The sequence below is a fragment of the Mucilaginibacter sp. genome (assembly GCF_039207105.1).
Classification (GTDB): Bacteria; Bacteroidota; Bacteroidia; order Sphingobacteriales; family Sphingobacteriaceae; genus Mucilaginibacter.
In genome coordinates, this window is sequence record NZ_JBCECK010000053.1 from 1 (window position 1) to 12,718 (window position 12,718).

The following is a 12,718-nucleotide window of genomic DNA, read 5'->3' on the forward strand; positions in this document are numbered from 1 at the left end:
ACCGGCGAGCGGTTTTCTTTATAATACTGACCTATAAGTTTACCGTCGGCAGTGTAAACTTCAGACCCAACTGACATGATTGGGTTTTTAATATCCTGCATATCAGGCGAGTATCCTGAAAGCCAAAGAAAGTTGAGTTCAATGGAACAAAAAAAGATAATAACAAAGTAAATAAATATGGCAAAATATCTTAGAAATCGGTTTCGTATACGTCGGAACATTGGGTAAAGATGTAAAATTATGGTGCTAAATCATAGCTTCAAACAAATATTAATATGCGTAGTTTAATAAATTTAAAGATAGACTCGTCTCCAAAGCTCTTTTACAAAGCAAAATAATGATTATCTTAAATAAATATTGCTTTAAACCTAAGCGAGAAGTGATCTGACACGGTTGAGTGATATCGGCAATTAAATTAAACAGCATTATTAAACGCAATTTTAGCATCTAAATTTTAAGTTAACAAAGCGTAAAACAAATTTTTATGATGAGCAATATGATCAGCAAGTTCCGGATAACCGATGGCAAGGGTTTTTCGCTTAAAGATTTTGATGCCGGTTATGCCGATGGATTTGAAAAAAGTGATGCCAAAGCGGTTCTGGATGATTTAATTGAGCAAACATTTGACCTGCAAACGGAGTTGTACGCAGCCAATAAATATGCGCTGCTTATTATTTTTCAGGCGATGGATGCGGCAGGGAAGGATAGCGCCATAGCGCATACCTTGTCAGGTATTAATCCGCAAGGATGCCAGGTATTTAGTTTTAAACAACCAAGTACTGAAGATTATGATCACGATTTTTTATGGCGTCATTACAAAGCCCTGCCCGAACGTGGCCGCATAGGTATACACAACCGGTCGCATTATGAAAATGTATTGATCAGCAAGGTACATCCGGAATTGTTACTGAATGAACGTTTGCCGGGAATTGATACCGTTAAAGATGCTGATCATCATTTTTGGGCCAAGCGTTATGAAAGCATCCGCTCGTTTGAAAACCACCTGACTACAAATGGTACGGTTATTATTAAATTCTTTTTAAATGTATCTAAAGAGGAGCAGAAAGAACGTTTCCTGGAGAGGATAGATGATCCTAAAAAGAACTGGAAATTTTCATCGGCTGATATTGAGGAGCGGCAACGGTGGGACGATTATATGCATGCCTATGAAAAAGCTATCAAAGAAACAGCCACCAAAAACTGCCCCTGGTATGTTGTACCCGCCGACAAAAAATGGTTTACCAGGATTGCCATATCAACTATTATACTCGAAACCCTGAAAGACCTTAAATTAAAATATCCAACCTTACCCAAAGAAGAAAAGCGAAAACTGGAAGAGTCAAAGAAACGGTTAGAAAGAGAGTAGCGCGATTAAAAACTTACGAAGTTTTTAAAACTTCGTAAGTTTTGGAAAATTGTGAAATTTATATGCCAGAAAATACAGATTGAGCTTTTTCGCCTATAAATGGTATCGGTTTTGTTTCGCCGTTAGCGGCACCAATAAAGCCGATGATCCAAAGGATTAATAAGCCAACTTTAATTACCCAATAAAGTGTATAACCAAAGGAAAAGCCGCCCGAAAAAAATGCTGCTGCAAAAATGGCCCCAGCTGCATAATAAATAATTATAGACGCTAAGTGAAACAGAAGGGTTTGCCTTAGCTGATATGTTGACAGTGCGGTTTTATTATCTTTATACATGGCAAAATAAGCCACAAGCCAACCAATAATAGTAAAATAACTAATGATGCCGGCTGTTTTGCCGTCGTCTTTTGGTGCAAATTCGTTCATTGGAGTAGGTTAATTTGAGTGATAGTGTTAATTACATAAATTTAACTAAATTTTATCGTCAAAACACCAAACTCTACTATTAATTACCTCATTTAGTTTTCTTTAACAAAACTGGCCTCGTCAATAAAACTGCTTTTACTATTTGCTATGGCTACGGCCTTTATCGTGGTAGTAGCAGAAATAGTTATTGGTTGATTATAGAGTAAAGAATTTGCGGTAGGTGTTGAGCCATCAAGCGTGTAATATATTTTAGCATCGCTATCAGCGCTTTTGATTTGAATGCTTACGGGCTGTTTGAAGTTTTTAGCAGGACCTATAATATATGGGTTAGCAACAATCACGTTATCGCTGATCTGAGATAACGGTTTTTCCAGATCCTGTAAAAATAGTTTGTTGGATAGCCGCCCGGTAAATACTTCAAATTCGCCGCCATCGGCAATATCTGAATAGTTCAGGTAAAGTTTATTATACGCTTTTTTTGCAAGGCTTAATCCCTGCAGGTAAATATTGTTACGACTTATGCCAGCACCTGAATTAATGATAGTGAATTTTTTGCCATTTTCCAGGTAAATAACGGCCTTATCAAACTGGGGGATACCTATTAAGAATTCGTTCTGCCCCGGCGCTATATTATAAATGCCCAATGAACTCATTACATACCAGGCAGACATCTGGCCACAATCCTCATTACCAGCCAGCCCATCAGGTTTTTCACTGTATTCTTCACGTAGTATTCGATCAAGGTAAAATTGTGTTTTATCCGGCGAATCGGTGAAGTTGAACAGATAGGCCATGTGATGGCTGGGCTCGTTGCCATGCGCATATTGGCCAATTAAACCAGCTACATCAGGTACGGCGTTACCGCTTAATTTTGATGATGTGGTAAATAATTCATCCAGTTTGTTTTCAAACGCTTGTTTGCCTCCCATTTGCTTGATCAGCCCTTCAACATCCTGTGGTACCAGGAAAGTATACTGCCAGGCATTGCCTTCAGTATAGTTCTTGTTTATTTCGGTAGGCTCAAAAGGAGTATACCAGCCGCCATTAACACGGGCCTGCATAAAACTATTTTGGTTGTTATATACGTTTTTCCAGTATTGGGCACGTTGGATATATTCGGCATAGTCCTGCTGTTTATCCAACATTTTGGCCATTTGGGCTATGCACCAGTCGTCATAAGCATACTCCAGTGTTTTTGAAACTGATTGATGTTCTTTGTCGCCCAATACAGCGCCATTTTTACGGTAATTATCCAAACCAAACTGGTTACGGTTTACGGCGGCCTTCATGGCGGTAAATGCTTCAGCGGCATCAAAATCACGGATACCTTTAGCATATGCATCAACAATAACCGGGATAGAGTGGTTGCCGATCATGCAGTAAGTTTCGTTACTGGCCAGCGGCCATATGGGTAAGAGGCCTCCCTGCTGGTACATGGCCAAAAAGGTTTTGATAAAATCGCCGGTACGTTTCCTGTCTATCAGGGTAAGCAATGGGTTTTCGGCCCGGTAGGTATCCCATAGGGAAAATACGGTATAATAATTAAACCCCTGTGCCGTATGTACTTGCTGATCAAGCCCGCGATACTGGCCATCAACATCATTGTAGATGCTGGGAGCAAGCATGGTGTGGTATAGGGCTGTATAGAATATGGTTTGTTTTATTTTTGCATAATCTGGTACAGCAGGTCTTTTGCCTTTAGGTACCCTGCCCTTAGCGCCGCCACTTTCTACCAGATCTGTTTGAGCGGTTTGGGTGGCACGGGCCACGGTAGGGGCGCCGCCTTCAACCTGTATTTTATTCAATTCGGTATTCCAGGTGACTTTTGCAGCTTTTTGTACTCTTTTGAAATCAAAATCCGGAACCTCTGTGTCCAGGTTTTTCAGCGCGCCTTCTGCGCTTACCGATGATATGCCCACTTTTGAAACCACCTCGCCGGGGTTATCAAACTGTAGGAACGCTTTAATGTTTTTGCCTTCGGCTTTGGTTTTACCCTCAATTAATTGATCATCACTGGCTATACCGTAGGTTTTAAATGGTTTGGAAAATTTAGCATAAAAATATACCTGCTGATCGGTAGCCCATGATTTTGATTTGCGGAAACCACGTACCTCATGATCGTTCACTATCTCTATCCAGGAATCGAGTACTTCGTCACGATGTTGAAGGTCAATAATGATATTGGCTTTTCCGGCAGATGATGGATAAGTATACCGATGTACACCAACCCTTGTGGTAGCTGTAAGTTCAGCTTCGATGTTATACTTATCAAGAAAAGTTTTGTAATAGCCTGGTGTTGCTTCTTCATTTCTCTTTTTAAATACCGACCGGTAATCCGTGTTTTTAAATTGAGGGTCGCCGATGGTAGGCATAAACAATACATCGCAATAATCGGGGATGCCGGTGCCGCTTAAATGGGTGTGCGAGAAACCGTAAACCACCGTATCTGAATAATGATAGCCCGATGAACCATCCCAGCCACCTAAACGGGTATCTGGGCTAAGCTGAACCATTCCAAATGGAAGCACCGCGCCGGGATAGGTATGGCCATGCCCGCCTGTACCAATAAAAGGGTCAACCAGTTGCGCATAGTCTTTCTCTTTTTTCTTTTCGGCTTTTTGAGTTTTTTGTGCAGATGCAGTGGTTACTGCAATTAATAAAAAAGTAATTGTTAAAAGATTACGTAACTCAAATTTTAAAGCGGGCATAATGAACGTGCTGTATATACTATGCAAATTAAACTTAAATATCAGAATTAGCGATAGGAACAACCATTAGAAATTGATAGTTATTAATTCAATAAAAAAAGCTGTAAAAGAAAACGCCCCGGCGTAATGCCAGGGCGTTTCTTGTTTAGGGATATTAGGCATTTTTTACCATGCCCATCTTTTTCAATAGCTTGCGATTTTCACGGCGGTGAAACAGCCGGTGAACAATCGCGTATATAATAGGTAGTATAAGCAAAGTAAGTATGGTTGATGTAACCAATCCGCCTATTACCACGATAGCAAGCGGTTTTTGAGTTTCGGAACCAATACCTGTTGAAATAGCAGCCGGCATCAGGCCTATAGCGGCCATCAGGGCCGTCATTACTACCGGCCTTACCCTTGAAGTTACGCCATCTAATAAAGCCTTATCAAGTGGCATATGCTCTTCCAGGTTCTTTTTAAATACCGATATCAGGATCACACCATTTTGTATACACACACCAAATAAGGCTATGAAGCCAATACCTGCAGATATACTGAAGTTGGTATGGGTAATGTGCAATGCCAATATACCACCAATAAGCGCAAAAGGAACGTTCAGAATTACCAGTGTAGCATCTTTTGCGTTACCAAAGGTGATAAACAATATCAGGAATATAACCAGTAAACAAACAGGTACCACGTGAGCCAGGGTGTTTGAAGCCCTGATCTGGTTTTCAAATTCGCCGTTCCAGGTAAATGAATAGCCTTGCTCAAGCTTAACGGCATTGTTTACTTTTTGCTGGGCCTCCGCAATGGTGCTACCCAAGTCGCGGCCTCGTACCGAGAATTTAACAGCTATATAACGCATGTTATTGTCACGGTAAATAAATGCCGGACCTGTTTGTGTTGTAATATTGGAGATCTCCTTAATAGCTATTTTTGAGCCATTCAGAGTAGGTACCATCAGGTTCTCGATCTTGTCTTGTGTATCCCTGAATTGTTTTTGGTAACGTATACGGATATCAAACTTGCGCTCACCTTCATACAGCGTAGTGGCTGCTTTACCACCAATAGCCATTTCAATTACGGAATTGGCATCGGCTGTTGATACACCATATAGGGCCATCTTGCGCTGATCAAGTTCTATCCTAAACTCTGGTTGTCCCAGGTTACGCAGCACACCTAAATCTTCAACTCCCTGAACGTGTTTAAGTACTTCCATAACCGCATCGGCTTTATGATCAAGTACAGTGAAGTCAGGGCCGAATATTTTAACAGCCATTGATGCTGGTACACCGGCAACAGCTTCGGCCACGTTATCAATAATAGGTTGCGAATAGTTAAAGATAATACCCGGGAACTGGCTCAGCTTTTTATCGATGTTAGCGATCAGCTGCTCTTCGGTAAGGCCGCTTTTCCATTCTTTCTGAGGTCTTAAATCAACCTGGATCTGTACGTTGAAGAAACCTTTAGGGTCGGTACCATCATTGGTACGGCCAACCTGTGACAGTGTTTGTTTTACCTCCGGGAAAGTGGCCAGTACATCGCGCATTTTGTTGGTAACGTTAACCGAACTTTCCAACGATGTACTCATTGGCAATTGCGCGGTTACCCATAAAGCGCCCTCGTTGAGCTGCGGTAAAAACTCGCTGCCCAAAAACTTAGCCGAGAAGAAAGTTACCGCCATAAAAGATACAGCCACAATTAAGCTCAGCTTTTGGTTGCGGTAAGTATAAGTGAACATGCGGCGGATGCCGTTTTCAAAAAACAGTACAACCGGATTGTGTTTTTCTTTAACGTTTTTGCTCAGTAATATACTTGATAGGGCAGGTACCAGCGTAAGAGTAAATATCAATGCTCCTAATAACGCGAAGCCTAAGGTATAAGCTAAAGGCGAAAACATTTTTCCTTCTACCTTTTGGAAGGCGAAAATTGGCACCAAACAGGTTAAGATGATAAGCTTGGAGAAGAAGATAGCTTTACCCATCTCCGCACCAATGTTTTTGAAGAGTCCCAGTTTGGCTAAACCGTTGAACTTTTGCATTCCCACTTCTTTGGAACGATGATCAAGGGCCACAAATATACCCTCCACCATCACCACGGCCCCATCGATGATTATACCGAAATCGACCGCCCCCATCGAGAGTAAGTTGGCGCTCATGCCCTTTAAACGCAAGCATATAAAGGCAAACAGTAACGCCAGTGGAATAATGATAGCTACAATCAGCGTAGTGCGCCAATCGGCCATGAACAGGAATACGATCACCGTTACCAGGATTATACCCTCGCACAGGTTATGGATAACCGTTTCGGTACAAAAATCCATCAGGTTGGTACGATCGTAAAAAGTATCGATCTTCACATCCTTGGGCAGTACATTATCATTAAGGTCGGTAACTTTATCGCGGATGCGTTTTAGTACCTCGGCAGGATTTTCGCCCTTACGCATTACCACAATACCCTCAATAACATCGTTGTGTTTATCGCGCCCAACCTGGCCTAAACGGGGCAGGCCGCTTTCCTTAATTTCGGCTACATCTTTAGCTAAAATAGGAACGTTGTTAACATTTTTAACAATGATGTTTTGTATCTCTTCAATATTGTTGATCAAACCGATACCGCGTACAATGTAAGCCTGGTCGTTTTTTTCAATAATATCACCACCTACGTTAATGTTGCTGCGGTTAATGGCATTGTAAACATCAAGTGAGGTCAGGGCGTATTTTTGAAGCAATGCAGGGTTAACGCTCACCTCATAAGTTTTTTCCTCACCACCAAAACTGTTTACGTCGGCAACTCCGGGTACAGATTTAAACTGACGATCCAGTATCCAATCCTGAATAGCAGTTAAATCATGGATGCTCTTGGTGCGGCTTTTTAGCGTGTAACGATAAATTTCACCTGTCGGGCCATATGGGGGTTCAACTTCGGGTTTTACACCATCGGGCAGATCGGCGTTGCCGAGGCGGCTTAAAACCTGCTGTCGGGCAAAGGCGTCATCCACGTCATCATCAAAAATGATGCGCACGTATGACAAGCCAAATGATGAGGTAGTACGCAGGTTAGCCTTTTTTTGCACCGAGTTTAAAACGGTCTCCATCGGTATGGTGATCATTTTTTCAACCTCCTCGGCGCTGCGTCCCGGCCATTGCGCAATGATGATAATCTGCGTATTGGTTACGTCAGGAAATGTTTCAATGGGGGTATTGGTATAACTCCATATACCAAGTACAACCAATACCAGTGTCATGAAAAACACAAAGTAACGGTGCCTTAGCGAAAAGTAGATTATATTTTTAATGAATTTATTCATCGTATTTTTAGTATTGAGTGTTGGGTTTTAAGTTTTGAGTGAAAGTTTACTATGAGCAAAGGAGGTTTTGTAAAACTCATTACTCACAACTCACTACCTATAACTATTTATCGCCCACTAAAGCATCATAAAACAATAGCTGATTTTTGGAGATCAGTTTATCACCCGCGGTTAAGCCTGATGACAGGTAGCTGATATCATCAACGGTTTTAATAACGCTCACCTCGCGTACTTTTAAGTCGGTTTTACTGTTGTACATAACAACAAAGTATTTGCTGTTATCAAAAATTACCGCTTTAGCAGGTACAGCAACCGATTCTGCTTTATCACTATTAGTAATGATCACGTTGGTAAACATCTCCGGTTTTAACATCATATCAGTGTTAGGCAACACGATCTTGATCTTCATTACCTTATTGTCCGGATCAAGTACCGAGCTAATAGCATCAACCTTACCGGTAAATACTTTGCCCGGGTAAGCTACTGTGGTAACCTTTGCGGTATAGCCAGCCTTAACTTTACTGATGTCAGACTCAAATACGTTAGCCCAGATCCAAACATCTTTCATGTTGGATATAGTGAACATATTGGTGCTGTTATCTGGGCGGATAAAGCTGCCCGCGGTAATGTTTTTTTCAACGATGTAACCGCTCTCAGGAGCTTTAATAACCAGGGTACCACCGGGAGTTGTGTTACCACCGCCATTAATAGCAATTTGCTGCTGAACCTTGGTATTTGCAGCAGCAGCTTTATTATAGTTTTCTTTAGCCTCGGTATAGTCGCGCTCGCTTGAAATGCCGTTTTTATACAAATATTCGGCTTGTTCAAGCTGACGTTTAGCTATAGCCAGGTCTGATTTGGTAGCGGTTAAGTCGGTGTAATTACCGGCTACATCCGCACTGCGCATAACGGCAAGCGTTTGGCCTTTGGTAACTTTATCGCCCAAAGAAACCTTAACTTCCAGTATCTGGCCACCGGCAAATGGGAATACCTTGATCACGTTATTATCGTCATAAGATACCTCTCCCGATAAGCTTAGCTCATCTTTCATGGTGGTGGTTTTGGCCGTATCAATGGTTATCATACGCGCCATTGAGTCGCTTACGGTAACCGGTTGGTTTTCTGCTACGGGTTGAGGCTTGCCTTTGCAGGCGGCAAGCAATAGTAAAGCGGAGATGCCGGATAACAGCGTTTCTCTTTTCATCATTATATTATTTTATATAAATTTTTAAGATTTAATTACGGTTGTGCCGGTAGCAAAATTCAGATCGGCAATAGATTTTTGAAGGTTATATTGCTGTTGCAATATCTTCAGCTTGGTATCTTTATAGGTATCAAAAAAGTCAACAAATTCAACAAGGCTTATCTGTCTTTGCTGAAAACTTTTAAGCATACTGTTAAACAGCTTGTCATATTGCTCGTTGAACTCAATTTGCTGGGTCGAGAATAGCTGCTGGTTTAATTTATATTGGTTTACAGCTGATACCACATCATTTTTAAGCTGGAACTCTCCTTGCTTTAAAGTGCTTTCCTGGCTTTGCATATTGTATTTAGCCGATTTGATATTGCCCTGGTTGCGGTTAAAAAAGGGTAGGGGTAAACTGATCTCTAAACCGTAATAGTTAGGGGCATAGTTACTGTTTTTATCGTACGATGCACCAATGGTTACATCCGGTACAGCCAAGGCTCTCTGATAAGCCAAATTATGGGTTGCCGAATTAAGCTGATACTGATTTGAAAGATAGTCGGGGCGGTTAGTTTTTGCTTGTTCAATCAGGGAAGCGATATCTAAAGATACTGCTTCTGTAGGTTTATCATTAACCAAAGGGTATACAAAAGTAGTTTCTTTAGTTTGCAGCAACGTTTTTAACTCGGTTTGCAGATCATTGATCTGGCGGCTGTTCTCAACCATATCATTCTGTAAGCCAAAAAGCAACGCTTTAAGCCTGATCAGGTCTTTCATGGAAGTGTTACCGGCATCAAATGATTTTTGGATAGCCTGCACCAGGTTGGTAGCCGATTGGATCTCGTTGCGGTAAACCTGCTCCTGCGCGTTCAAAGTAGCCAGCTGACTAAAGTCAAGCTGCAGGTTGTATTTCAGGTTGCGCATCAGGTCGTTAAACGCGGCTTCCTGAACCATAGCATCGTCTTTAGCTATCTGTACCTGTTTGCCGCGTTTTCCGGCGGTAGTAAATACCTGGTTTAACTGAACAAATACTTGTCCGTTGCCTTTGCTGTGATCGAAAAATTTATTGTTTGCCCCGGTGTGGATATTTTGATCAGTACTCAGTACGGGATTGTCCCAAAGTTTGGCTTGTTGTATAAGCGCTTTTGAAGCTTCTACGTTATACTTTTGGGCTAAAAGACTTAAATTATTATCAAGAAACTGTTTCTCGGCGTCCTGAAAGTTAAGTTTGAGCGTATCTGTTTGAGCGTTAGCCTGGTTAGCATTAAAACTAAAAAATACGACAGATAAAAATAGCAGGTTTTTTATATTGTACATGGTCCTCTTTTCAATTCGACAATACAAAAATTCATAATAGGTATGAATTTTCTATGAAGATGGCGTTAATGCTATATACAATTTAAAAACTCAGGCTATAAATTCGGATTTTCATAAAATAACGAATTTTGCCTTTGAGTTAAAGCAATTAAACATAACCAATAAAAGAGGGAATTTGCCTTGCGGCAACTGTTAAATCTCTATATCAAAATTGTCTGCATCCTTTAAAAAAGGCAGAGCTCTGCGGGCTTTTTTAACCTCATCGGCTATGATAGAGAAAGTGTATACATCATCCTCATCGCGTTTGTAATAAACAACGTTGCCGTTAGGGTCAATGCAGGTAGAATCGCCGGAATGGTATACCTCGTTTCCATCATGTCCCACACGGTTCACACCAATCACATAGGCCTGATTTTCAACGGCGCGCGCAGGTAGTAATGTGCGCCAGTGGAGCGCCCTGCGCTCGGGCCAGTTGGCTACTACAATAAGCAGATCATAAGCGTTTTCGCCAACATTACGCAACCATACCGGGAAACGTAGGTCGTAACATATTACCGGACATATTACCCAGCCGTTAAGCTCAACAAAAAGTTTTTTAGTACCGGCTGTATAGGTGTTATGTTCTTTACCCAGTGCAAACAAATGGCGTTTATCATAATGGTTATAAGTACCATCAGGACGCATCCATATAAGGCGATTATAGAATTTGTTGTTTTCGTTGATAATGATACTTCCGGTTACTACGCAATCATACTGCCTGGCGGTTTGCAGCATCCATTTCATGGTTTTACCTTCCATTGGTTCTGCCAGTTTTTCGGCATCCATAGTAAAACCGGTGCTAAACATTTCGGGCAGAATAATGAGGTCTGTTTTTTCGCGTATACCGCCAGATAGCCTCAACGAGATATTTTGTAAGTTTTTATCGGTATTTTCCCAAAAAAGGTAGCCTTGAAAAATAGTAATTTTCAGATTATCCATAAGCGTTATCTTAGTCGGCAGACTATGGTCGATAGGCTGCCGATTTATTTAAGTTTATGAACAGATGTCCATAGGTGTAATTATATTTTTTACATGCCTTAAATAAGGCTGCAAATCAAAAAATCAGTTATTGGCTATGGGGTCACCGACCATGAATCCAAAGCCAAATTTAAACTTTCATTAACCTATCAACGGCTTTATCCAAGGTTTCTTGCCTTTTGGCAAAACAAAATCGCAATACATGATGATCAATGCCCTTGGTATAAAAAGCCGAAACAGGTATTGATGCCACCCCATATTCTTTAGCCAGGCGTATAGCAAATTCGGCATCCGTTTCGTCTGTTATCTTGCTGTAACGAACTGATTGAAAGTATGATCCGTAACATGGTAACAATTCAAACCGTGTTTGTTCAAGGCCCTTGCGGAAATAGTCTCTTTTTTGCTGAAAAAAGTTGGGCAGGCCTAAATAGCTGTCTTCATTTTTTAAATATTCCGCAATAGCGTATTGTATTGGGGTATTTACCGAAAATACTAAAAACTGGTGTATTTTCCTGAATTCGTTCATCAGATATTCCGGAGCCATACAATATCCCACCTTCCAGCCGGTAGCATGAAAAGGTTTACCGAATGATGCCACGATAAAGCTGCGCATCTGTAACTCCGGATAGCGGGCTACACTGTGATGCGTTTCACCATCAAATATCAGGTGCTCGTACACTTCGTCGCTCAGGATCAATATGTCCTGGTTTTTTACTAAGGCGCTTAATTCATCGATATCTTCCTTATGCAGTATAGTTGATGTAGGGTTATGAGGAGAATTGAGGATGATCATCTTTGTTTTATGATTGATCAGCCTTTTCACCATATCCCATGCAATACGATAGTTAGGAGGTTCAAGTGCCAGTGATTTCACCACGCCACCCATTAGTTTAATGGCAGGGGCATAACAATCAAAAGCGGGCTCAAATATAATTACCTCATCATTTGGATGAATAACAGCGCTTATTGCCGTAAATATAGCTTGTGTGCCACCGGCTGTTATGGTAATCTCGGTATCGGGATTATAAACGGCGCCGTATAACTTTTCTGTTTTCTCGGCAATTTTTTCGCGTAAACCCAATACACCGGCCATAGGAGCGTATTGGTTATGGCCATCTTTCATGGCTTTATTAACCAGTTCTATAAGCTCCGGAGAGCAATCATAATCTGGAAAACCCTGCGAAAGATTTATTGCACCAACTTCATTGGCCAGAGCCGACATAGTGGTGAATATGGTTGTGCCAGTTTGGGGTAGTTTTGAAACAACAGGTATCATGCAGGGGCTAAAATTAAATAAAAAAGCATAAACCAACGTGCGTAAAACTACGCTTTTTCTTTACCGAAAGCATGTGATCTTATATGGAAATTTACATTAAATCATATAATTAATTGGTAATCAATTATA

General features: G+C 41.1%; 8 protein-coding genes. 1 reads left to right on the forward strand and 7 read right to left on the reverse strand.

Translation table 11 applies throughout. The annotated features are described in order from the left end of the window. Positions 1-484 precede the first annotated feature (484 nt). Positions 485-1,366, forward strand: coding sequence for a polyphosphate kinase 2 family protein (locus AAGC65_RS12655; protein WP_343112818.1), 882 nt, complete (start codon positions 485-487; stop codon positions 1,364-1,366). Between the two features lie 58 nt (positions 1,367-1,424). Here AAGC65_RS12655 and AAGC65_RS12660 read toward each other — a convergent pair whose 3' ends face one another. From AAGC65_RS12660 to AAGC65_RS12690, 7 genes are all read right to left on the reverse strand, one after another. Then, positions 1,425-1,790, reverse strand: a complete 366-nt coding sequence (locus AAGC65_RS12660; protein ID WP_343112819.1) for a DUF4870 domain-containing protein — start codon at positions 1,788-1,790, stop codon at positions 1,425-1,427. Between the two features lie 92 nt (positions 1,791-1,882). Next, positions 1,883-4,498 carry a GH92 family glycosyl hydrolase gene (locus tag AAGC65_RS12665; protein ID WP_343112820.1) on the reverse strand — a complete coding sequence of 872 codons (2,616 nt, stop codon included), beginning with the start codon at positions 4,496-4,498 and terminating at the stop codon, positions 1,883-1,885. Positions 4,499-4,652: 154 nt separating this feature from the next. Further along, entirely contained in the window at positions 4,653-7,793 is a 3,141-nt protein-coding gene (locus AAGC65_RS12670) for a CusA/CzcA family heavy metal efflux RND transporter (RefSeq protein WP_343112821.1), read from the reverse strand. 103 nt (positions 7,794-7,896) lie between these two features. Beyond that, a complete protein-coding gene (locus AAGC65_RS12675) occupies positions 7,897-9,000 on the reverse strand; it encodes an efflux RND transporter periplasmic adaptor subunit (protein ID WP_343112822.1) in 1,104 nt (367 codons plus the stop codon). A 21-nt stretch (positions 9,001-9,021) separates the two neighbouring features. After that, entirely contained in the window at positions 9,022-10,296 is a 1,275-nt protein-coding gene (locus AAGC65_RS12680; RefSeq protein ID WP_343112823.1) for a TolC family protein, read from the reverse strand. A 192-nt stretch (positions 10,297-10,488) separates the two neighbouring features. Next, positions 10,489-11,274, reverse strand: coding sequence for an amidohydrolase (locus tag AAGC65_RS12685; RefSeq protein ID WP_343112824.1), 786 nt, complete (start codon positions 11,272-11,274; stop codon positions 10,489-10,491). Positions 11,275-11,443: 169 nt separating this feature from the next. Next, a complete protein-coding gene (locus AAGC65_RS12690) occupies positions 11,444-12,589 on the reverse strand; it encodes a methionine aminotransferase (protein WP_343112825.1) in 1,146 nt (381 codons plus the stop codon). Positions 12,590-12,718: the final 129 nt, after the last annotated feature.